The sequence below is a fragment of the Streptomyces sp. NPDC020489 genome, assembly GCF_044386545.1.
In the GTDB taxonomy this organism is placed as follows: domain Bacteria; phylum Actinomycetota; class Actinomycetes; order Streptomycetales; family Streptomycetaceae; genus Streptomyces.
On the sequence record NZ_JBIRUZ010000005.1, the window covers coordinates 444,663 to 466,215 of the forward strand.

At 72.8% G+C, this 21,553-nt stretch carries 17 protein-coding genes and 1 tRNA gene; 10 read left to right on the plus strand and 8 right to left on the minus strand.

Annotation, left to right across the window (positions count from 1 at the left end; all coding sequences use genetic code 11):
- Positions 1-96: 96 nt before the first annotated feature.
- Both ACH41F_RS15970 and ACH41F_RS15975 read right to left on the minus strand, forming a co-directional pair.
- Positions 97-1,665: an alpha/beta hydrolase gene (locus ACH41F_RS15970; RefSeq protein ID WP_398835996.1), complete on the minus strand. Its 1,569-nt coding sequence runs from the start codon at positions 1,663-1,665 to the stop codon at positions 97-99.
- Entirely contained in the window at positions 1,662-2,903 is a 1,242-nt protein-coding gene (locus tag ACH41F_RS15975) for a serine hydrolase (protein WP_391230897.1), read from the minus strand. Before ACH41F_RS15975 ends, ACH41F_RS15970 begins: the two co-directional genes overlap by 4 nt.
- 369 nt (positions 2,904-3,272) lie before the next feature.
- On the opposite strand from ACH41F_RS15975, the gene ACH41F_RS15980 reads away from it, so the two are divergent.
- The 6 genes from ACH41F_RS15980 to ACH41F_RS16005 all read left to right on the plus strand — a co-directional run bounded on the left by ACH41F_RS15980 (position 3,273) and on the right by ACH41F_RS16005 (position 10,753).
- Entirely contained in the window at positions 3,273-4,229 is a 957-nt protein-coding gene (locus ACH41F_RS15980; RefSeq protein WP_391230896.1) for a helix-turn-helix domain-containing protein, read from the plus strand.
- Between the two features lie 131 nt (positions 4,230-4,360).
- The gene (gap, locus tag ACH41F_RS15985; protein ID WP_398836000.1) at positions 4,361-5,359 is read left to right on the plus strand and encodes a type I glyceraldehyde-3-phosphate dehydrogenase; all 999 of its coding nucleotides are present in this window, start codon (positions 4,361-4,363) and stop codon (positions 5,357-5,359) included.
- A 488-nt stretch (positions 5,360-5,847) separates the two neighbouring features.
- Positions 5,848-6,471, plus strand: a complete 624-nt coding sequence (locus ACH41F_RS15990) for a LuxR C-terminal-related transcriptional regulator (protein WP_391230894.1) — start codon at positions 5,848-5,850, stop codon at positions 6,469-6,471.
- Between the two features lie 118 nt (positions 6,472-6,589).
- The gene (locus ACH41F_RS15995; RefSeq protein ID WP_391230893.1) at positions 6,590-8,416 is read left to right on the plus strand and encodes a S8 family serine peptidase; all 1,827 of its coding nucleotides are present in this window, start codon (positions 6,590-6,592) and stop codon (positions 8,414-8,416) included.
- 28 nt (positions 8,417-8,444) lie between these two features.
- On the plus strand, positions 8,445-9,521 hold the full coding sequence (locus ACH41F_RS16000) for a ComEC/Rec2 family competence protein (protein WP_398836003.1): 1,077 nt from the start codon (positions 8,445-8,447) through the stop codon (positions 9,519-9,521).
- Positions 9,518-10,753 carry a patatin-like phospholipase family protein gene (locus tag ACH41F_RS16005; RefSeq protein WP_398836006.1) on the plus strand — a complete coding sequence of 412 codons (1,236 nt, stop codon included), beginning with the start codon at positions 9,518-9,520 and terminating at the stop codon, positions 10,751-10,753. The genes ACH41F_RS16000 and ACH41F_RS16005 overlap by 4 nt, the downstream gene beginning before the upstream one ends.
- 41 nt (positions 10,754-10,794) lie before the next feature.
- Here ACH41F_RS16005 and ACH41F_RS16010 read toward each other — a convergent pair whose 3' ends face one another.
- Together ACH41F_RS16010 and ACH41F_RS16015 are read right to left on the minus strand one after the other, a co-directional pair.
- Complete coding sequence (locus tag ACH41F_RS16010) at positions 10,795-11,676, minus strand: hypothetical protein (protein ID WP_398836008.1); 882 nt, start codon at positions 11,674-11,676, stop codon at positions 10,795-10,797.
- A 172-nt stretch (positions 11,677-11,848) separates the two neighbouring features.
- Entirely contained in the window at positions 11,849-15,163 is a 3,315-nt protein-coding gene (locus ACH41F_RS16015; RefSeq protein ID WP_398836010.1) for a S8 family serine peptidase, read from the minus strand.
- Positions 15,164-15,352: 189 nt separating this feature from the next.
- On the opposite strand from ACH41F_RS16015, the gene ACH41F_RS16020 reads away from it, so the two are divergent.
- Both ACH41F_RS16020 and ACH41F_RS16025 read left to right on the plus strand, forming a co-directional pair.
- Positions 15,353-15,970 (plus strand): dihydrofolate reductase family protein, encoded by a 618-nt coding sequence (locus ACH41F_RS16020; protein WP_391230888.1) that lies wholly within the window; start codon positions 15,353-15,355, stop codon positions 15,968-15,970.
- A 4-nt stretch (positions 15,971-15,974) separates the two neighbouring features.
- On the plus strand, positions 15,975-16,880 hold the full coding sequence (locus tag ACH41F_RS16025) for an alpha/beta fold hydrolase (RefSeq protein ID WP_398836013.1): 906 nt from the start codon (positions 15,975-15,977) through the stop codon (positions 16,878-16,880).
- A 7-nt stretch (positions 16,881-16,887) separates the two neighbouring features.
- Here the strand turns inward: ACH41F_RS16025 and ACH41F_RS16030 are convergent, their stop codons facing one another.
- The 3 genes from ACH41F_RS16030 to ACH41F_RS16040 all read right to left on the minus strand — a co-directional run bounded on the left by ACH41F_RS16030 (position 16,888) and on the right by ACH41F_RS16040 (position 18,881).
- Positions 16,888-17,220 (minus strand): hypothetical protein, encoded by a 333-nt coding sequence (locus ACH41F_RS16030; RefSeq protein WP_391230886.1) that lies wholly within the window; start codon positions 17,218-17,220, stop codon positions 16,888-16,890.
- Between the two features lie 184 nt (positions 17,221-17,404).
- Entirely contained in the window at positions 17,405-18,349 is a 945-nt protein-coding gene (locus ACH41F_RS16035; RefSeq protein WP_398836016.1) for a DUF1353 domain-containing protein, read from the minus strand.
- A gap of 139 nt (positions 18,350-18,488) precedes the next feature.
- Positions 18,489-18,881, minus strand: coding sequence for a VOC family protein (locus ACH41F_RS16040; protein WP_391230883.1), 393 nt, complete (start codon positions 18,879-18,881; stop codon positions 18,489-18,491).
- Between the two features lie 177 nt (positions 18,882-19,058).
- On the opposite strand from ACH41F_RS16040, the gene ACH41F_RS16045 reads away from it, so the two are divergent.
- Positions 19,059-20,393, plus strand: a complete 1,335-nt coding sequence (locus ACH41F_RS16045) for a diacylglycerol/lipid kinase family protein (RefSeq protein WP_398836019.1) — start codon at positions 19,059-19,061, stop codon at positions 20,391-20,393.
- 148 nt (positions 20,394-20,541) lie between these two features.
- On the opposite strand, the gene ACH41F_RS16050 is transcribed toward ACH41F_RS16045, so the two are convergent.
- A tRNA-Tyr gene (locus tag ACH41F_RS16050) sits at positions 20,542-20,622 on the minus strand.
- Between the two features lie 178 nt (positions 20,623-20,800).
- On the opposite strand from ACH41F_RS16050, the gene ACH41F_RS16055 reads away from it, so the two are divergent.
- The gene (locus ACH41F_RS16055) at positions 20,801-21,448 is read left to right on the plus strand and encodes an HD domain-containing protein (protein ID WP_398836022.1); all 648 of its coding nucleotides are present in this window, start codon (positions 20,801-20,803) and stop codon (positions 21,446-21,448) included.
- Positions 21,449-21,553 lie beyond the last annotated feature (105 nt).

The window sequence follows — 21,553 nt, forward strand, 5'->3', positions numbered from 1 at the left end:
CCCGCAGGGGTCCGGCCACCGTCGGGCAGGGGCGGGAGACCCGATGATGCCGGGGCGATGCCCCTGCCCCCCGGACGCCTTTCCGCCCCTGTGCGCTCACCGGTCGTGCGCCTCGCACGTGACGTCCCTCGCCGGGAGGCGGCCGGTGGCGAGGTAGGCGTTGACCGTGGCGTCGACACAGGCGGTGCCGTGGACGCCGTACACCGCGTGCTGGTCGGCTCCGCGCAGGGTGACCAGGCGGGACGAGGGCCACGCCCGGTGCATCGCGGTGGCGCCCTCGTAGGTGGAGCGCGGGTCCCCGGTGGCGTTGACGAGCAGGGCGGGGAGGTCGTCCCTGACGGTGGTCGGACGCTCGCGGGGCCGGTCCCAGAAGGCGCAGGGGTTGAGGTTCTGGGCGACGGGGCCGAACAGCGCGTCCCGGGCGCGGGCGTGCTGGATGTCGCGCCAGTAGACCTCCCGGTCCCGCGGCGCGGCGATGTCACCGCAGAGGATCGCCGTCTGGACGCTGCCGTAGTGCGAGTCGGCACCGGTCAGCATGAACGCGAGAGCCCCGGCGAGCCACGGCGACGGGGTGACCTGTCGCCCCTGCGCCGCCCGCAGCATGTCCCGCACGCCCTGCGCGAACTCTCCGTAGGCGGTGTCGTTGTCCTGCGAGAGGCCGTTCATGACGACGAGGGGGACGTGGTGCTCGTCCACCCGGTGGTCTCCGATCCTCAGTGGTGTGCGGGCGGCGGCCGCCTGGATCCGGTCCACGGACGCCAGGACCGCTCCTGGGGTACGGCCCATTCCGTAGGTCGTGTCACGGGCGGCGGCCCAGGAGGCCCAGTCCCGCAGTGCGTGGCGGTTGGCCTTCTCGGTGCCCCGCAGCAGCCGGGGACCGTACCGGTCCGGGTCTATGACACCGTCCAGGACGACCCGGTCGGTACGGGAGGGGAACATCGTGGCGTACACCTCGCCGAGGTAACTGCCGTACGAGTAGCCCAGGTAGGAGATCCGCCGCTCACCGAGCGCGGCACGGATGACGTCCATGTCCCGCGCGGTGTTGCGGGTGGTGACGTACGGCAGCACGTCCCCCGCGTGCTGCCGGCAGCGCCGGGCGAGGTCCTCGGAGAACGCCGCCACGCGGTCGAAGCCGGCGCGGTCGACGCCCGCACCGCGGAACGCGGAGCCGGTCGGCCACTTGCAGTCCAGCGGGGTGCTGCGGCCGACGAAGCGGGGATCCACGCCCACGACGTCATAGCGGGCGCCGACGTCCTGCATCGCCTGGCGCACCCACGGCGGGTCGCCGAGCGTCTGCCCGCCGGGGCCACCGCCGTTCAGCAACAGCGGACCGACGCGGTGGCCGGTGTCGGTGGCGCGGATCCGGGAGATCGCGACGGTGATCGTCCGGCCGCCGGGATCGCCGTAGTCCAACGGCACGGTCACGTCGGCACATCGGGCGCCGGCCTGTTCCAACTCCTTGCCGATCGCGTCGTCCGAGCCGAGCACGCAGCTCTTCCAGTCCAGGCGCTGGTGGTGATAGCGCGCGAGCGGGTCGGCGGCCGCCTGGGCCGGAAGGGCCGTGGCGGGCAGTGCGGTCAGAGCGAGTGCCGTGGCGGCCAGCCCCAGCGCGGCTTTCCTCGCCGTCCTCGAAGTGCCCTGCTGCGAACGGGCTGAGCGGATCACTGGTGTTCCCCTTCTGTCGCTTCCGTGCCGTCGGCCGGTTCGGTTCCTTCGGAGGGCCGCCCTTCGCACAGCGCGGCCTGGACCAGCTCCAGGAAGGCCTGTTCGCTCTGGAGCGTGTCCGGCACCTTGGTGAGTGCGACCGCGACGCTCCGCCCGCCGGGGCCCATGGCGGCCAGCGCGCGATGGCCTCCGGGCACGGTCCCGGCGTGGCCCCACCACAGCCCGCCGCAGCGCAGCGGGGAGGCGATCAGGCCGAGCCCGTAGCGGGCGCCGGGCCACAGCCGCTCGGGGTCGGCGGCCACCGTCCGCCGCATGTCGGCCAGTTGGGCGGGCGGCAGCAGACGGCCGCCGAACAGCGCGGTGACGAACCGGGTCAGGTCGGCGGGCGTGGAGACCAGGGCGCCGCCGACGCCGCCGAAGGTCGTGTTCCACTCGGTGCCGTCGGCGAGGCGGCCGTCCTCGGCGGTGAAGTAGCTGCGCGAGTGCGGGCCGTGGATGCGGGGGTCGTCCCCGGGCCAGTACGTGTCGCGCAGCTTCAGGGGCCGGATCACGCGGCGGGTGATCTCCGCCTCCGGTGAGTGACCGGTGACCTCGCGGATGATCAGGCCCGCGAGCAGGTAGTTGGTGGTGGCGTAGTGCCATGCCTCCTTAGGGCGCGGCAGGTCGAGGGCGCGGGCGACGAGTTCGCGCGGTTCGAAGTGCCGGTATCGGAGGGCTTCGAAGTGCTCCCACTCGGGCGCGTCGAGGTAGTCGGGCAGCCCGCTGGTGTGCCGCAGCAGCTGCCGTACGGTGATCCGGCGGCCGTCGTAGCCGCCGCGCCGGATCAGTCCGGGCAGGTAGCGCTCCACGGGGGCGTCGAGCGCGATGCGGCGCTCTGCGGCGAGTTGGAGCACGACCGTCGCGGTGAAGGTCTTGGTGACGCTGCCCGCGCGTAATCGATCGGTGGTGTTCATGGGGCGCCCGGTGCCGAGGTCGGCGGTCCCGGCGGTCGCGGTCCGGGTCGGGCAGGGGGCGCCGGGGGCGGTGTCGGTGACCAGCACGGCGGCCCCGGTGATCCGGTCGCGATCCGTGAGGGTCCGTAGGGCCCGGCGCAGTTCGTCGCCCGGTCCGCAGTCGGCGTGCTGCCCGGCCGGGGACGGCTGCGCGACGGCCGGAGCGACGGGCACGACCAGGGCGGCCAGCAGGGCCGCCACACCGGCCCGCCTGCCCAGCGTCGAGGTGATGCGGGAGGATGCCATGCGCCACAACGCTAGGCACGCGCCCCGGCGGGGTCACTCGGGCTGACCGCCGGTTCGCGGGTGGGGGCAGCCGCAGGGCACGCCGGGGGGCACCCCCCGGCGGGAGGCGGGCCACCGACTCGGCCGCGTGGGAAGCGGCCACTTCAGCGGGGCCTTCAGACACCAGGTGTGCTCCCCGGGGGTGCGGTGACGGGCAGTCAGGGAACGGCGAGGAACCGACGTAGCCCTTCGCCGAGGCCTTCAGACACCCAGGTGTGGTCCCCGCGGGGCAGCGACGGGCAGTCCGGGACCGTCGAAGGCCTGACGTAGCCCTTCACGTGCGGTGACGGGCTGTCAGGGAGCGCCGGGGACCCGACGTAGCCTCTTCCCATGCCAGCCACGCCCCTGCATCGCGTCGCCGTCCTCGTGCTCGAAGGGGCGAAGCCGCTCGACGTCGGAATCCCCGCCCAGGTCTTCACGACCCGCGCGAGCATGCCGTACGAGGTGCGGGTGTGCGGGGCGGCACCGGGGCTGGTGACCGGCGGCGACGGTCTGTCGTACGCCGTCGCCCACGGCCTCGACACCCTGGCGTGGGCCGACATCGTCTTCGTCCCCGGCTATCGGCACCCCGACCGCGAGGACCCGCCGCGGCCCGTCGTCGACGCGCTGATCGCCGCCCACGCCCGGGGCGCACGGCTCGCCGCCATCTCCACGGGCGCCTTCGCGCTCGCCGCCACCGGCCTGCTCGACGGCAGACGCGCCACGACGCACTGGCACTACACACGCGCGCTCATGGCCCGCCACCCGCTCGTGCAGGTCGACGAGAACGTGCTGTTCGTCGACGAGGGCAGCGTGCTCACCTCCGCCGGCGCCGCCTCCGGCATCGACCTGTGCCTGCACATCCTGCGCGGCGACCTCGGCGTGGCCGCCTCCAACCACGCGGCCCGCCGTCTGGTGGCGGCCCCCTACCGCAGCGGCGGCCAGGCCCAGTACGTGCCGCGCAGCGTCCCCGAACCGCTCGGCGAGCGCTTCGGCGCCACCCGCGAGTGGGCGCTGCACCGGCTCGGCGAGCCCCTCACCCTGGACATCCTGGCCCGGCAGGCCGGGGTCTCCGCGCGCACGTTCTCCCGGCGCTTCGTCGAGGAGACCGGCTACACGCCGATGCAGTGGGTGATGCGCGCCCGCATCGACCTGGCCCGCGAACTGCTCGAACGCTCCGAGCGCAGCGTGGAACAGATCGCCGACGACGTGGGCCTCGGCACCGGGGCGAACCTGCGCCTGCACTTCCAGCGCATCCTCGGCACCACACCGAGCGAGTACCGGCGCACCTTCACGCGGGGTGAGTAGTCCGAGGACGACAGCGGAGGCGGCTGCGACAACGGCGGTGGCGAGATCCTTTTGAACCATGGCGATCTCGCCACTGTCAGCGGGACGTGCCGCGCGCGAGGCTGGGGTGGCGAAGGGAAGGGACCTCACTCATGACTCGCATCGCCATCAACGGTTTCGGCCGCATCGGACGCAACGTGCTGCGCGCGCTCCTGGAGCGCGACAGCGCCCTCGAGATCGTCGCCGTCAACGACCTCACCGAGCCCGCCGCGCTCGCCCGGCTGCTCGCCTTCGACAGCACGGCCGGCCGCCTCGGTCGCCCCGTGACCGTCGACGGCAACACCCTTGTCGTCGACGGCCGTCGGATCACCGTGCTGGCCGAACGCGAACCGGCACAGCTGCCGTGGGCCGACCTCGGCGTCGACATCGTCCTGGAGGCCACCGGCCGCTTCACCTCGGCCAAGGCCGCCCGCGCCCACCTCGACGCGGGCGCCCGCAAGGTGCTCGTCAGCGCGCCGTCGGACGGCGCCGACGTCACGCTCGCGTACGGAGTCAACTCCGACACCTACGACGCCGAGCTGCACACGATCGTCTCCAACGCCTCCTGCACCACCAACGCGCTCGCGCCGCTGGCCAAGGTGCTCGACGACCTGGCCGGCATCGAGCACGGGTTCATGACGACGGTGCACGCCTACACCCAGGAGCAGAACCTCCAGGACGGTCCCCACCGCGACGCCCGTCGCGCCCGGGCCGCCGGCGTCAACATCGTGCCGACCACGACCGGCGCCGCCAAGGCGATCGGCCTGGTGCTGCCGAACCTCGACGGCAAGCTGTCGGGCGACTCGATCCGCGTACCGGTGCCGGTCGGTTCGATCGTCGAGCTCAACACGACCGTCGCCCGGGACGTGACCCGCGAGGACGTGCTCGCCGCCTACCGCGCCGCCGCGGACGGGCCGCTCGCAGGTGTCCTGGAGTACTCGGAGGACCCGCTGGTCTCCTCCGACATCGTGGGCAACCCCGCCTCGTCGATCTTCGACTCGGCCCTGACCCGCGTCGACGGCCGCCACGTCAAGGTCGTCGCCTGGTACGACAACGAGTGGGGCTTCTCCAACCGCGTGATCGACACCCTCGAACTCCTCGCCAACGGCTGACCGGAGGCGCGCGACCGCACCGCCGCTCCCCCTTGAGCGCCCCGGCAGGCCGTCCCGGCCGAGGGCGCTCCGAGGGGGCGGCCCCGTTCAGCGCGTGCGGGCAAAGCTATGGGGCCTGTCCGCTTGCGGACAGGCCCCATTCGGAGCGCCGGGCAGGCCTTGCACCTGCATCTCCCCGCAGGAAGCGGGGCGTCTTTCCTTGGACCACCAACGCAGCACCGGGCGAAGCGAGTTGCGGCGACCAGCTCGTGATCAACTCTACCTCATGTCACGACGGCCCGACTCCCACATCGACCCCGTCCTGCACACCCCGACGCCACCGTCCGGCCCGCCGGCCGCCAAGTCGCCCGCGCTCACGCAACAGCGCCGGTTGCTCCTGGCCCGTGTCCCCGCGCCTCGGCGTGCCGGACCGCCGCGGACCCACAACACTGGAGCTGTCAGCCCATGCCCGCGCCCGGGGCGCCGGCCCGGGTGGAAGTGAGGTGCCGATGAGTGCGGAGGCCAGGCGTGTCGCCGTCGTAGGCGACTGTCCGCTGTTCCGCACCGGCGTGGCGCATGTCGTCGAAGGCGCCGACGACCTCGCGCTCGCGCTCGTCACCCGGTCCGCTGACGAGGCCGCGCACAGCCTGCGCCAGGGGGACATCGCGCTCGTGGACCTCCAGCTGCCCCCGGTCTGTCTGGCGGAGGCGGTGGGGCAGCTGGCCGCCGAGGACATCGAGGTCCTGGTCTTCGCCACCGCGCGGGACGGCCGCGCGGTGCCCACGCTGCGCGCCGGCGCCCGTGGCTGCCTCGACCGCCACGCCGACGAGGGCGAGCTGCTGGCCGCGATCCGGCTCGTCGCCGACGGCTGCTCGTACATCTCCGCGGAACTCGCCGTACGACCGGACACAGAGCCGTCGTGTCACGTCACGGACCGTGAACGCCAGATCCTGGAACTGGTCGCCCACGGTGAGACCGACCACGCCATCGCGCTCCGGCTCGGCATCAGCGAGCACACCGTGCACTCCCATCTGGACCGCCTCCGGGACAAGATCGGCTCCCGACGCCGGGCCGACCTCACCCGCTTCGCCCTGACCCACGCCATCATCCCCACCGGCCCCTGGCCGGGGTAACACTGCCCCGCCGCGTGTGGTCCCTTCTGCCCTGTGCAGCCCTTGTCCCGCGCCCCACACTGAGGGCGAGAGCGCTTCATCGGCATCCGCACCGGCACCTGAGCCAGGGCGAGGACAGATGGACCGGAACAGACTCGAGGAACTCTTCTACGGCAAGGGCCCCCGTCCCGTCCCCTGGGCGACGGACTGCCCCGTACGGTTCGACGCCCTGCTGGCCCTCGCTCAGCCTCCCGAGGACGCGGCTCAGTCGCGGCGGGAGGACCTGATCCTCGCGATCAACGAGGAGTACGGCGTCCAGCAGATCCTCCAGCGCTTCAGGAACCTGCGCATGACGGACGACTGCCAGCCGATCGCGTCGGGCAGCTTCATCGCGGCGAAGCTGACCCTGCGCGAGCTCGTCCAGACCGTGCTGCCGAAGACCAATCTCAACCGCGTCCTTCGCGACGCGCACGACCTGGCGCAGCGGCAGGGCGGCGCCGGCATCGAGGACGCGCTGCGCGACGACCCTCCCGCCTCGGCGCAGCCGGGCGGCGTTCCCGAGCGGGCCAGTGACGTCCACGACAACTCCGCGCGACGGCAGGAGCGCACCCGCCACCAGAGGTGGTTCCTCAGGCTGCTGAGCGCGATCGTCACCGAGTCGAGTCCGGCGCTGCGCGGCAGGCCGTCGCCGGACCCCGGGGTCAGCGCGGAGATCGCCGAGATGCTGATCGGCGTCCACCTGGAACCGTCCGACACCGCACCCCCCGCGGATCCGGCCGCGCAGGGTGTCCTCGACCGCAGGCAGCGGTATCCCATCCTCTCCGTGACCGCCAACCGGCAGGCCTCCTCCGCGGTCGTACGGTCCCGCGCCACCATCAAGGCCGACGCCGCCGAGCAGGTCTTCTCGGTGAACTGCAGTTCCATCGGCTGGGCCGTGGTCGACAGCGGCATCGACGCACGGCACCCGGCCTTCTACGACTGGGACACCACGGCCACACCGCAGCCGGTGCCGCGCCACTCGCGCATCCCTCGCGCGTTCAACTTCGTCGGCGTACGCAGATCCCTGTCCCTCGACGCCCTCAACGACGGCCGGATCGACTGGCCCAAGGCCCTGCCGTACGCCGAGATCGACCTCGCCGCGGCGCCGGCCACCACACAGCCCGCCGAGGTCCCGCGCCACCAGCGGTACACCACCCCGCTCGACCCGCACGGCACGCACATCGCCGGGATCATCGGCGGCTGGTGGCCGCGCCCCGAGGAGGAGTTCCGCGGCATCTGCCCGCGGATCCAGCTGTACGACTTCCGGGTCCTCGGCGACGAGGGGACGGGCGACGAGTTCTCCATCGTGACGGCCCTTCAGGCCATCCGGTACATCAACGAACAGGCGGGACGGTTCGTCATCGCCGGGGTCAACATCAGCCTGTCGGTGCCGCACGACGTGGCCAGCCACTCCACCGGGTGGACCCCGGTGTGCATCGAGTGCGACCGCCTGGTCCGGTCGGGGGTCGTGGTCGTCGCCGCTGCCGGGAACTCCGGGTACGCCGGAGCCGTACGCACACTGGGGCGCGACTACCGCGGTGCGAGCATCTCCGACCCCGGCAACGCGGAGTCCGTCATCACGGTCGGCTCCACCCATCGCACCAACCCGCACCGCCATGGGGTCAGCTACTTCTCCAGCCGCGGCCCCACCGGCGACGGCCGGCCCAAGCCGGACCTGCTGGCACCGGGCGAGGACATCGACGGGCCCGTGCCCGATCAGGGCATCGCCGCGCTGCACGGCACCAGTCAGGCGGCGGCGCACGTCAGCGGGGCCGCCGCGATGCTGCTGGCCCGCAACCGGGAGCTGATCGGGCGCCCGGAGCGGATCAAGCAGATCCTGTGCGCGACGGCGACGGATCTGGGCCGGGAACGGCACTACCAGGGATCCGGCCTGGTCGACGTCCTGCGGGCGATGCAGTCCGTCTGAGAGCGCCGAGCCCCCGAAGGAGCGGTTCATGTTCACCTTCGACTTCCTCAACGCCCGGCACGGCGATTCCTTCCTGGTCCGGTGGGGGGCGAACGAGCGGGTCATGCTCGTCGACGGCGGTCCCAGCCAGGTGTACGAGACGTCCCTGCGCGAGCGGCTGTCACAGCTGCCCGTGGACGCCCGGGGCGTCCCGCGGATCGACGTCGTCTGCCTGTCCCACGTCGACGACGACCACGCCGTCGGGGTCCTCAAGTTGCTCCGGCGGATACAGCACGCCAGGGACGACCAGGAGGCCGATCCCTTCGCCGTGCGGAAGGTCTGGTTCAACTCGGTGGAGGAACTGGTGGACCACCAGGAGGAGGGCCTGAGTGCCTCGGCGCGGGAGCTCGTCGACCGCGCGAGCGCCGAGAGCGGTGCCGTCCGGGCCAGTTACAACCAAGGACGCGCCATCCGGGACGCGGCGGCCGCCCTGGGGCTGGACGGCAATCCCCTCTTCGACGGGCCGCTCCTCACGGGCGGGGCGGCGACCCTGGACCAGCTGCACGTCACCGTGGTCGCCCCGGACGGGACGGCACTGGAGGAACTGGCCGACCGCTGGCTGACGGCGCGCCGGCTCCAGGACCCCGGCGTCATCACCTCGTCCTACACGGACGGTTCCATACCGAATCTGTCCAGCATCGTCCTGCTGCTGAAGCACCGCGGAAGCACCGCACTGCTCACCGGCGACGCCAGGGGCGACCGCATCCTGGCGGGGCTGCGCGACACCGGGCTGCTGGACGGCGCCCGCCCGCTCCACGTCGACCTGCTGAAACTGCCCCATCACGGCAGCGACCGCAATGTGGAGAGCGACTTCTTCGACCAGGTCCACGCCGACCACTACGTCATCTCGGCCGACGGGGTGAAACACCATCATCCCAGCGAGGACACCCTGCGCATGCTGGTCGAGTCACGGGACCGCGACGACGAGTACACCATCCATCTGACGAACCGGATCGACTTCGCCGAGGACACCCTCGCGGAGCTCCACCACCACCGGCGCTTCACGGTCGGGGTCCGCCCGCCCGCGGACCTCGCCGAGGTCATAGAGGTGGGCGAGCGGCCATGACCCGCTCCCGCCATACCGACAGCCGCTGGGCCGTGGACTCCCCCGCCGGCGGCACCGGCCTGCGCGCGCGGCCCTGCGGTGACACCCTGCGCCCCGCCCCGCCGCCCCCGGCAGACGCCCCGGTCGCCGTCGCGCTCTCCGGAGGCGGCTTCCGGGCGACGCTCGCCGCACTGGGCGTCCTGCGCTTCGTCGCCGACGCGAGGATGATGCCCGAGCTGCGCTACGCGTCGTCGGTGTCCGGGGGTTCGATCGCCAACGGCCTGCTGGCCGCCCGGTGGCCCGCCCTGAGACGGCGGGGCTTCACCCCGGAGGCGGTCGACGAACTGCTCACCGACCCGACGATCAGTAAGATCAGCTCCCGCTCGCTCAAGAAGGCACTTCTGCGCGGTCTGTGGCGGACCGTGGGTTCCGCGACCCGCACCGAGCTCCTCGCCCGGCGCCTGGACGAGTGGTTCTTCGACGGCATCGAGCTGGCGGATCTCGACCCGCAGGTCCGGTGGATCCTCAACGCCGCCAACCTCACGACGGGGGCCCGCTTCACCTTCGAACGTGACGTCCACGGCGACTACACCATCGGTCTGACCCCGACGGCCCGAACGGGCCTGAGGCTCAGCGTCGCGGTCGCCGCCTCGGCCGCGGTCCCCGGCGCCTTCCCGCCCCTGGTCCTTCACCGCGCGGACTTTCCCTGCGCCACCGACGCACCCGCCCTCCTCGACGGCGGTGTCTACGACAACACCGGCTCGGAGGCTCTCGACAGCGAGCGCTACCGCGAGGTCTTCCTGCTCGTCCTCAACTCCGGCGGGCTGTTGCGTCCGGGAGCGTACGGCGGGCTGCCGATCGTCCGGGACCTGGCCCGCGCCAACTCTCTGCTGTACCGCCAAAGTACGGCGCTGCGTACCCGGTTGATGGTCGAGCGCTTCCAGCGCGGTCACGGCGCCGGGCCCGGCGAACCGGTGCCTCCCGGCTCCCGCCGAGGCGTTCTGATGGCCCTGGCCACGGACTTCCCCGACCACGGCCCCGGGCGCCTGGACACGTGGCGGGAGGCCTTTCCCGAGCACCGCGCCTACGACGGCCGTGACCTGTCCCTCGTACCGACCGTGTTCGACCGGCTCGACGAACCCCTGTGCCGGGCCCTGGTCCACCGCGGCTGGTGGCTCACCGGCGCGGCCCTGGCGACCTACCACCCGCACCGTCTGCCGGACCTCGGCGCAATGACCCCGCCGCCCCTGTGAAGCGGGCGCCGGGCGGCCACAGAACAATCCTCCGCCCTGCGCTACTTGCCTTCCGTGGCTTCGCCGAGTTCCGCCAGCTTCTCGGCGGCGCGGGCAGCGGTGCGTCGGGCGGTCGTGGCGGTGCGGCGGGCCCGCTGTGCCGCGTCCCGGGCCGAGCTCGCGGCAGCGCGTGCCGCACGGTCGTCCTCGCGGGCCTGCCGCAATTGCTCCTCCAGCTCCCTCACCCGGGCCCCGGCCTGCTCTGCTCGGGCGGCGGCGGACTCCTGGGCCTGTTCGGCCCTGGATTGTTCCTTCTCGCTGCGGGCCGCCTCCGCGGCGGCGTCCCGCGCGGCTCGCCGGGCGGCGTCCAGCTGCTCGCGGCGGGCGGTGTCCCGGCGGTTCGGGCGTTTCGCCGGCGGCTTCTTCGGGGGCCGGGGTTCGGGTCGGCTGGGAACCGTGTCGGGGGTGACGGCGGTGAAGCCGACCGTGGCGTCGGGTGCCTTGGTCAGGCGGCCCGCCGCCCACTCCTGTGCGACGGCGGCGTCGGCGAGGGCGCTGTGCAGGATCTGCTCGACCTCGTGGCGTACCGGCTCGGTCAGCGGCTGTCCGGCCTGCTGGGCGAGGGCGGCGGCCTCCCGGACCAACGCGGTGATCATCTGGTTCTGTCGCCGGCTGGCCTCCCGGAACTGCCCGGCGTCCAGTGTGCGGTGTGCCTCCCGCAGCGTCTGTCCCAACGCGAGGAGCCGCTCGGCCTCCTCGGGGCGCTCGCGCACGAACAGGTTCGAGGCCCACGCCGCCGTCGTCGGCCGCCGCAGTGCGCCGATCCCCCGCGCCGCCGCCATGTCCTTGGCGCGCCGGGCCTCGGCGACCCGCGCGTCCCGCGCCGCGACGAAATCCTGCGGCCTCAGCGCGTACAGCTCTCCGGCGACCTGATCGACATCCACTCCCTCACCCTGGGCCTGGACGAGGGACCTCGCCACTCCGCCCGAGCGCGCGGTCACCGCCACCCGCACAGCCGCAGCCTGGCGTTGGGAAACGAGCAGGCGCCGGTGAGTGCTCCTGCCCGAGGGGCGGGAGCACTCACCGGCGCCTGGCGGTCACCGTCGTGCGGTCAGCTCACGGAGTGAGCCGGTAGGCGTTCGTGATCGTCTCGCGGACGGTGTTGCCGGCCCGGTCCTTCAGGTCCACCCGCAGGGACACGGCCTTGGCGCTCGCCGGAGGCTTCACGCTCACCGACCGCCCGCCCTGCGCGTCGGTCACCACGGTGAGCGGCTTCCAGGTCCGGCCGCCGTCGTAGGAGACGTTCACGCTCAGCGCGGCGACCTGACCGGTCGCGGCGGCCGGGCCGGCGAGCTTCAGCGGCACCTTGAGCGTGCTGCCCACGGGAGCGGTGCCGCGCAGGCTGAGCTTCGGCGCGAACCGTACCGTCGACAGCGGCAGCCAGGTCGCGACGTCCGACGTAGGCCGGACCGAGGTGAACGTCCACACCCCTGTCACCTTCGTACTGGTGGAGGTGTCCGCGGCGGAGCGGCTCGCCTGGACCGTCAGTCGGTACGCGGCACTGGCGGCGGGGACCTGGGCGCTGAGCCATTCCGTGGCCGGGCCCTCCCCGAGGACCTGCCCGCCGGATTCCAGCCGGGCGAAGCCGCCGGTGACGACCGACGACCCGGTGTTGCCGCTGCCGTCGTTGAACAGCGGAATCCTGGCACTGATGTGGTCACCGGTCCGCTCGGCGCCCTTCCCGTCCGGGCTCTTGGCCGCCAGGTCGGGACCGACCACACCGGTGTTGAACCTCAGCGTCTGGCTGGAGCCCGGCCTGTAGGTCACCTTCTGCTTGGTGAAGACCATGCGTTCCTCGTTGCGGGCGTTGAGCTGCGTGGCCGTCCAGGACCAGCGCACGCCCTCCGTGCTGAGGTAGTGCGTGGTCGACTGCGGCAGCTTCTGGGCGCGCGGCTCCTCGATGTCGAAGCTGCTCCCGCGCTCGTCCAGGGGCCTGATGTCCACCCGCCCTTTGGCGTCGGTGACGGACGCACCGAAGCCGAGCTTCACCTCGGCGACCTCGGCGCGGGTGACGGTGCGGTTCAGCCCGGTGAAGAAGCTGCCCTTGCGGTGGAAGGCGAGCCGGTGGTCGACGTTCTTGCCGGCCGTGCCGGGGTTCTTCCACACGCCGTGGAACTGGGCGCGCATCGCGTCGGACGCCGGGCCGAGGGAAGCGGTGCGGATCTGCGGCACTCCGATCGTGGACCAGACGTTGCTCACGCCGACCGTCTCGTCGTAGTACCCGACGACGGAGGAGACGATCTTCGCGGCCCGGTCCGGGGCCTTCACCGCGAACGGCTTCGCCTTGCGGGTGTCCAGGGTGACCGTGACGTTCCCGGTGAGCTTCAGCACCGGCTGGACGAAGAAGCCGAGCGTGTTGTCCTCGCCCAGGACCATGCTGTCCAACTGGTAGGTGCCCTTGCGCAGCCGCTGGACGACCGTGCCGTTCGCGCGCGAGGGAAGCTCGACGTACCCGCCCTCACCGTCGGCGCGGTTGATCACCGTGGTGTAGCCGGCCGGGGCCGTCCCGGCGGCGTCGAGGTGCTTGACCGTCACGTCGTAGGACTCCACCTCGCGCTCGACGGCGAGGCCGGTGCGGACCTGCTGGCCGTCGCCCGACGCCAGTACGGTGCCGCCGAAGACGCCGTCGACGGTGCCCCTGGTGGTGTCGGCGGTGACGGTGGTCTTCGCGGTGCCGCCCGCCGGCACGGTGAGCTGGGCGTCCTTGAGGGTGAACATGCCCGCCGGAGCCGGGGCGCCGGAGGGGCCGACCGCGGTGGTGGTGAGCTTCAGGGTGACGGCCTGGGTGCCGAGGTTGCGGTAGGTGAGGGTCTTGGCTACCGGCTTGTCGTCCGCGTGCGGCCAGGACTGCAGGCCGAAGCCCACCGAGCCCGGCTCGGAGACCACCGCGGCGGTGGCGGCCCGCTCCAGATCGACCCGGCCCGCGCCCTGCTGATAGGCGTTCAGCAGGGGGTTGGGCTTGGCCGAACCCGTCAGCAGCGCCTTCAGCCGGGCTCCGCCGAGACCCGGGCGCTGCTGGAGCACGAGGGCGGCGGCTCCGGCGACATGGGGAGCGGCCATCGACGTCCCGGACTGCGCCCAGTACCCCTCGCCCGAGGGCTCCTCGCGCTGTGTCGTCAGGGCGGCGGTGATGTCGACGCCGGGGCCGGTGATGTCCGGCTTGGGCCTGCCGTCCAGGGTCGGACCCCGGCTGGAGAAGTCGGCGATCTGGTCCTGCTTGTCCACGGCACCGACGGTGAGCGCCGCGGGGGCGCTGCCGGGCGTGCCGAGCGTGCTGGGCTTGTCGCCCTCGTTCCCGGCGGCCACCACGAACAGCGCCTTGGAGGACAGCCGGGCGACGGCCGCCTCCATCGGGTCGACCCCCGGGAGGTCGAGGGACCCCAGGCTCATGTTGACGATCTTCGCGCCCTGGTCGACGGCCCACTGCATGCCGGCGACGATGCCCGAGGTGTCTCCGAAGCCGTTGTCGGCCAGGACCTTGCCGTCCAGCAGCCGCACGTCTGGGGCCACGCCCTTGAGGCGGCCGCCCGACTTCGCGCCGCTGCCGGCGAGGATGGACGCCACGTGCGTCCCGTGCCCGAAGCGGTCCTTGGTGTCCGGGGCCTCGGAGAAGTTCTTCTGCGCGATCTCGACACCCTTGAGGTCCGGGTGGGTCTGGTCCACCCCCGTGTCCAGGACCGCCACCGTGACACCCTTGCCGGTGTAGCCGGACCGCCACATGGTGGGTGCGCCGATCTGCGGGACGCTCTCGGCCAGGGAGGCCCGGACCCTCGCATCCAGCCAGACGTGGGCGACGGACCGCGTGGAGGCGGTGGCCCCGGTACGGGCCGGGGCGTGGGCGGTCACGGCCGCCCACAGCGCCGCGGCGCCGGACTTGGGCGCCTTGAAGGCCTCGCCGCCGACCGCCGGCAGGGCGCGGCGCTCCCGTACGACGACGCTCGCGAACGGGTCGCGGGCGGTGCCGAGGGCCGTCCCCGCGCCGTCCTGGCGGTAGCCGACGATCAACGGCAGCGTGGAGCGGTGCCCGTCGTCGTGGCCGTCCTTCACGAGCCCCGCGACATCGAAGAGCCTGCGGTCCAGCACCCCGTCGGCGACCAGACGCAGCGCGTCCTGTGGGACGACGTAGGTGTGGCCGGCCGCACGCCGTACCGAGATCCCGATCCCCTCCCGCCCCTTGCCACGGTCGACCGAGACCACCTGGCCGCCGGAACCGACGCTCACTCGGTCCCCGGTGATCAGCGTGACCGTCGAGGCCTTCGCCGTCGCCGTGGCCTTCGTCCGGTCGAGTCCCGCGCCGTCCGCGGCGCCCGCCGACTGGCCTCCCGCCGTGATCACTCCGGTGACCAGTACCCCGGCCACCACGGCGGCCATGGCCGCCGTTCTCCCCCGTGCTGTGGATCCCACTTCGTTCCCCCGCTCTCACCGACATTTACGCGTTGCCCCTAACCACCCGTCCGGGCCGCGAAGGGTTGCCCGCGGATCCGATGAATCGCCGTCCTCCCCCGCAAGCTCCTCACCCGCAAGCGATGAGTTCTGCCCGCGGACCGGGTCTGCCCTGGTATGACGCGCATCATCGCTGACATCTCGATCTCCCTGGACGGCTTCGTCACCGGGCCCGACCCCGGCCCGGACAGCGGCCTGGGCACCGGCGGCGAGGCCCTGCACACGTGGGCGTTCTCCGCCGACCCCGACGACCGCCGGATCCTGCGCGAGGCGACCGCCCGCTCGGGCGCCGTCGTCCTCGGGCGCCGCCTCTTCGACGTGGTCGACGGGCCGAAGGGCTGGGACGACACCACCGGCTACGGCGCCGGCGAGGTCGGCAGGCCCGCGTTCGTCGTCGTGACGAGTTCGCCGCCGCGGTCGGTGCGGACCACCAACCTCGACTGGACCTTCGTCACGACCGGCCTGCCCGACGCCGTCGCCGCCGCACGCGAGCGAGCCGAGGCGGCGTCCTCGGACCGCGGCGAGGACCTCGACGTCGTCCTCATGGGCGGCGGCGCCACGATCGCCTCGGCACTGGAGGCAGGTCTGGTCGACCTGCTGATCGTGCACCTGGCACCCGTCGTACTGGGCGCCGGGACCCCCCTGTTCACCGGCGGAGCGCCGCGCACGCTGGTGCAGCGCGAGGTGATCGCGACCTCGACCGCGACGCATCTGACCTACGACGTGGCCCGGTGATCCGATGACCACCGTCCACGCGAACGGAATCGCCCTGGGCATCGAGTCGTTCGGTGACGACGACGCGCCGCTCGTCCTGCTCGTCGGCGGGACGACGATGCTCTCCTGGCCGGACGCGCTGTGCGAGCGCCTCGCCGCCGGTGGACGCCGCGTGGTGCGCTACGACCTGCGCGACAGCGGGGAGTCGACGACGGCGGACCCGGGGGCGCCCGCGTACACCCTGCGCGACCTCGCCGACGACGCGGCGGCCCTCGCCGAGGTGCTCGGCGGCGTGCCCGCGCACCTGGCGGGGATCGGCGTCAGCGGGATGGTCGCCCAGGTCGCCGTGCTCGACCATCCGGACGCCTTCCGCGCCCTCACCCTGGTCGGCACCCGCGCGGTCGCCCCCGGCCCGGTCGACACCGACCTCCCGGACCATGACGGGGACACGATGAGCCGGCTCTTCGCGCGGGCGATGCCCGACTGGGCCGACCGTGCGGCGGTCGCGGAGTTCGCCGCCGCCGGTGCGCAGATCCGCGGCGACGACCCCGCCGCCGCGCACGCCCTCGCCGCACGGGTCTGGGACCGGACGCCCGGCACCGCGCCCCCGGTCCAGATGGCCAACCAGCTGGGCATGGTGTTCGCCAGGCTCGACTGCACACCCCGCTGGCGCGAACGCCTGCCGGAGATCGCCGTCCCCACGCTCGTCGTCCACGGCCGTCACGACCCGTTCTTCCCCGTCGGCAACGGCGAGGCGCTCGCACGCGAGATCCCCGGGGCCCGGCTGCTCGTCCTCGACGAGGCCGCCACCGCACTCCCCGCCACGGCGGTCGACGAGGTCACGGAGGCGATGCTCGCGCTCGGACAGCGGCCCGCGCCGCCCCTCGCACCGGGGCCTGACGTCATGTCAGGCCCCGTTGCCGGTGGCTAGGTTCGGGTCACGGAGGGCTGCACGGGTAGGTGTTGCCGGTTCCCAGCGCGATCGAGTTGATCGGAGACAGGTTCTGGGCGAACCCCCAGCCCGCCGAGATGATCGTCGTTCCCCGGCCCGTGCCGTTGTAGCCGGTGCACAACTCCACCCAGGCGTCGTCGTACTGGTTGTTCATCACGTAGTGGTAGCCGTACTGATTGCTGAGGTTGTGCGGGCCGTACGCCCAGTAGACACCGCCGCTCTGGATACCCGAGTTGGGGTTCTCGGTGTTGTAGAGGCACACGGCTCCGTACGGGCATCCGTAGTCGGTGTGCGTCGCCGATGCGGGTCCGGCGGTCACGCCCACGAGTGTCCCCGCCACCGCGACGGCCGAAGCCGCCGCCCTCGCCAGTTTGCCGAAAATCGCAGGCCTCCATGTCACAACGGTCCGACAGACAGCGGCGGTTGCTGTGGAACAGGAGAACCGCCACCGGGGAACCTAACGGGCCACCGCCCCGCGCGGTCCCTGACAGATGTCAGGGAGCTCACCCCGCGAGGAGCACCGCGGCGAACACGAGCACCACCACCGGCACCCCTGCCCACGCCAGCGCGAGCGCGAGTCTCGGGGTCTTCGCGGTGAGCCACTCCAGTGCCTGGTAGAGGCCGGTGAGGGTCAGCAGGACGACCGTGACGTGCAGCAGGAGCGCCAGGCTCACCCCGACCACGGCACCGGCGATCCGGAAGCGTCCCCACAGGAGCGCCAGTGCCAACGGGATCGCGATCGCGCCCGACAGCCCTCCGGCCAGCTCCACCGGCCAGGAGCGGTCCGCCATCCAGGGCAGCTCCGGGAAGCCGCAGGGCGTGACGTCGAGGAGGTCGACGCTCGCCCAGACACCCAGCGCGACGACCGACAGCAGGGGCAGGGCCGCCGTCACGCGGTAGCGCCACGCGCGTGCCGTGGACCACCCCGTGCCCGCGCCGCTGAACATCGTCGCCGTGGCCACCGCCGACCAGATCAGCCAGCGCCGGATCAGCCCCGTACCGGCGTCCGCCATCGCGTCACGCAGGACCCGGTCGGCATCCGCACGCAGAACCGTGTGCCCGTCGGTCGAGAGGTACGTCGGGGCGCCCGGCCAGTGGATCAGCCCGTCGTGCAGCAGTGTCGCGGGAAGGTGCTCCCCGGTCTTCGGCACCAGCCAGGTGAAGAACGCGGGCACCGAGGTCAGATCGCTGCGGAAGGTGCGCGTCTCCCCGGGCACGAGCAGCTCACCGAGGTGCCGGTCCAGGTAGGCGATACGGCGCCGCATCCAGAACTTCTCGCAGCCGTCCTCGACGACCCGGACCAGCTCGATGCGCGGATCGCGGCCGGGGTCGGGCGGGGCCGCCGGCTGCCCGTCGACCGCGTCCACGCCACCGTCGTAGAACCGGCGCGGCTGCGACGGGATCGGCCCCTCGACTCGCGCGGTCCTATGGGCCTCGGACTCGGACATGCGCGTCTCCCTTTCGCCGGAGGAATGCGTCCTCATGTCTGTTCTTCCGGCGTTCGGCCCCGGCTACCCGCGCGGAGGCCGACGGGTCACCCATACGCCGGCCCTGCCCCATGCGCGGGCAGGTACCGGCAGGGGCCCGTCAGGCGCTCGGGGCCGTGCGTGTGAAGAGGCAGAACGGATGGCCCGCCGGGTCGCACAGGACGCGCACGTCGGGCTGGGGCTGGAAGTCCGCCACGGTCGCCCCCAGCGCGACCGCGTGCTCGACGGCGGACGGCAGATCCGCCACCTCGATGTCCAGGTGCATCATCATCTGCTGCTCGGACCGCGTGGCGGGCCAGCGCGGGCGGGTGAAGTGCGGCTCCGCCTGGAACGACAGCCCGGCACCGCCGTCGGGCGGCGCGATCTCGACCCAGTCCGCCTCCTCCTTCCGCAGCGGCCACCCCAGCAGGCTGCGGTAGAACCGCGCCAGCTCATGCGGGTCGGGGGCGTCGAGCGTGGTCGCGGCCAGCGTGTATCGCGGTGCGGGTGTCATGGGGTGCTGCTGCCCGCGTCCGGCGCGGACAGACCGGCCGCCGGTCGCCGTCCCGTAACGGCGGCGGTGACGACGTGCGTGCGGGGTCTACCGGGGCAGAGGATCCCCAGAGGATCTGCCAGTGTTCCGTCGTACGAGGTCCGGGCGGATGTCCTGTGGTGAGAGAGGCGGCGGGTCGTGGATGTGAACGCGCGGGCGTATCGGGCGCAGCGGTGGGCGGCGAGGGCCGCGCTGGCCACCGCGGCCCTCGCGGTCCTGGTCCCCCTGGGGTACGGCGGCCTGGCCGGTCTGCTGCTGCTGGTGTGCGGGGCCCTCGGCCTGGCGATGGCCGCGGCGGCGCTGTGGTGGGCGCTGACGCTGCGGGGGCCGTTGCGCTGGGCGGCCGGCCTGCTGACCCTGGCCGTCCCCGCCGGGCTGATCGCCCTGTTCGCCACCACCCTGTTCTGGGCTCTGCCGGTGTCGCTGGCGCTGTGGAGCGTGGCCGTGTGGAGTGGCCGGTACGCGCTGCGGGACGCCGGCACCGATCGGATACGGAGAAAGGAGCGGCGTACGCCTCCGCCGCGCCGACCGTTCCTGATCATGAACCCGCGTTCCGGCGGGGGCAAGGTGGACCGCTTCGGGCTGAAGGAGAAGGCCGAGCGGCTCGGCGCGCGGGTGGTGCTGCTCGATCCCGACGACCGTCAGGACGTCACGGCGCTGGCCCGCCAGGCCGTCGCGGAGGGCGCGGATCTGCTCGGGGCCGCGGGCGGTGACGGGACGCAGGCGCTGGTCGCGGCCGTCGCCGCCGAGCACGGCCTGCCGTTCCTCGTGATCAGCGCCGGCACCCGCAACCACTTCGCCCTGGACCTCGGCCTCGACCGTGAGGACCCCGGCGCCTGCCTCGACGCGCTCAGGGACGGTGTCGAGCTGCGCGTCGACCTCGGTTTCGCCGGGGACCGCCCCTTCGTCAACAACGCCTCCTTCGGCGCGTACGCGGCGATCGTGCAGAGCCCCTCCTACCGCGACGACAAGATCGGCACCAGCCTGGAGCTGCTGCCCGACCTGCTCACCGGACAGCAGGGCGCCCGGCTCGTCGTGCGGGCGGGGGACACCGTGCTCGAGTCCCCGCAGGCGGTCCTGGTGAGCAACAACCCCTACCGGACCGGCGATCCCTTCGGGTTCGGGCGACGCGACCGGCTCGACACCGGGGCCCTCGGGGTCCTCGGGATACGGGTGGAGGGCGCGGTCGACGCCGCCGCGCTGCTGCTGGGCCCGGAGCCCGCCGCGCTCACCGTCCTCGCCGCCCGCGAGGTCGTCGTCGAGGCGGACGGCGGGGAGGTGGAGGTGGGCCTCGACGGAGAGGCGCTCGTCCTTCCCTCGCCGGTCCGCTGCCGTATCGCACCCGGCGCGCTCCGCGTCCGCGTGCCCCGCAAGCGCCCAGGGGTGGTCCGGCCGCAACCCCGCCTGGACTGGCGCACCTTGCGCAAGCTGGCCGCGACGGTCGGCCGTACGGCCGCGTATCGCCGTCACTGAACGACGGCCTCGAGGCGGGGGGGGTCGACATCCGGCGAGCCGTCCGCCCGCTCTCCCCCGCGGCGGACGGCTGACGCCGTCAGAGGTTCAGAGATCAAGTTCGGCGGCGGCACATAAGCGTCCTGGGCCGCTGGACGACACCGGCCGAAGCCGGCGACGGGATTCGAACCCGCGTTGCTCTCTTTACAGGAGAAGTAGCCGCAGCCGTCGCACCTGAACCACCGCCGACCGTAGTGCAGGCCGCGGGCCACGGGCACCTCATTAAGTCCTTCGGTCTCCGCAGACCGATGTCCGTATCCGAGGGATACATGGCTCGACGGACATGGCCGGCACGGCTGCCCGCCCCGAAAACTGGTGCCGCGCCGACATCCCGGCGCCCCCATCCGCACTGAACGAGGTGACCCGCCATGCCCATGGACACGAGCCCCACGTCCGGGATCCAGGTGCCCGACACGAAGCTGGCCCGCGAGGCGACGGAGCTGGTTCGCGACAGCACCGGTGAGTTGATCTACCACCACTCCCGCCGCGTGTACTTCTTCGGCGCTCTCCAGGGCCGCAACCGGGACCTGAGCTTCGACCCGGAGCTGCTGTACGTCGGTGCCATGTTCCACGACCTCGGCCTGAACGAGCAGTTCCGCGGCAGTGGACGTCGCTTCGAGGTCGACAGCGCCGACGAGGCCCGTCGTTTCCTTCAGTCGTACGGCGTGCCCGAGGACAGCGTGCGCCGGGTGTGGACCGCCATCGCGCTGCACACCACTCCCGGCATCCCCGAGTTCATGGAACCGGAGGTCGCGCTCGTGACCGCGGGCGTGGAGTACGACGTCCTCGGCATCGGGTACGCGGACATCTCCGACACCGACCGTCAGGACGTCGTCGCGCTGCATCCCCGCCCCGACTTCAAGCGACGCATCCTCGGCGCCTTCACCGACGGCGTCCGCCCGAGGCCGGAGACCACCTTCGGCAACGTCAAGGCCGATGTCCTCGAGCACTACGTCCCGGGATTCCGGCGCGGCGACTTCGTCCGCACCATCCTCGACTCGCCGTGGGCGGAGTAGCGGCGACGGGCGGTGAGGTCGTCGTCATCGTGGCCTGCGACCGGGTGCGGCTCCTGGGCTCGACGCCCAGGCAGTACGACCTTTGACGGGTGCGGCCGACCGGCG

Excerpts from the sequence above, each read along its gene's own strand:
- ACH41F_RS15975 (WP_391230897.1), bottom strand. The coding sequence starts at position 2,903 with ATGGCATCCTCCCGCATCACCTCGACGCTGGGCAGGCGGGCCGGTGTG.
- ACH41F_RS15980 (WP_391230896.1), top strand. The coding sequence starts at position 3,273 with ATGCCAGCCACGCCCCTGCATCGCGTCGCCGTCCTCGTGCTCGAAGGG.
- gap (WP_398836000.1), top strand. The coding sequence starts at position 4,361 with ATGACTCGCATCGCCATCAACGGTTTCGGCCGCATCGGACGCAACGTG.
- ACH41F_RS15990 (WP_391230894.1), top strand. The coding sequence starts at position 5,848 with ATGAGTGCGGAGGCCAGGCGTGTCGCCGTCGTAGGCGACTGTCCGCTG.
- ACH41F_RS15995 (WP_391230893.1), top strand. The coding sequence starts at position 6,590 with ATGGACCGGAACAGACTCGAGGAACTCTTCTACGGCAAGGGCCCCCGT.
- ACH41F_RS16000 (WP_398836003.1), top strand. The coding sequence starts at position 8,445 with ATGTTCACCTTCGACTTCCTCAACGCCCGGCACGGCGATTCCTTCCTG.
- ACH41F_RS16005 (WP_398836006.1), top strand. The coding sequence starts at position 9,518 with ATGACCCGCTCCCGCCATACCGACAGCCGCTGGGCCGTGGACTCCCCC.
- ACH41F_RS16015 (WP_398836010.1), bottom strand. The coding sequence starts at position 15,163 with ATGGCCGCCGTGGTGGCCGGGGTACTGGTCACCGGAGTGATCACGGCG.
- ACH41F_RS16020 (WP_391230888.1), top strand. The coding sequence starts at position 15,353 with ATGACGCGCATCATCGCTGACATCTCGATCTCCCTGGACGGCTTCGTC.
- ACH41F_RS16025 (WP_398836013.1), top strand. The coding sequence starts at position 15,975 with ATGACCACCGTCCACGCGAACGGAATCGCCCTGGGCATCGAGTCGTTC.
- ACH41F_RS16035 (WP_398836016.1), bottom strand. The coding sequence starts at position 18,349 with ATGTCCGAGTCCGAGGCCCATAGGACCGCGCGAGTCGAGGGGCCGATC.
- ACH41F_RS16040 (WP_391230883.1), bottom strand. The coding sequence starts at position 18,881 with ATGACACCCGCACCGCGATACACGCTGGCCGCGACCACGCTCGACGCC.
- ACH41F_RS16055 (WP_398836022.1), top strand. The coding sequence starts at position 20,801 with ATGCCCATGGACACGAGCCCCACGTCCGGGATCCAGGTGCCCGACACG.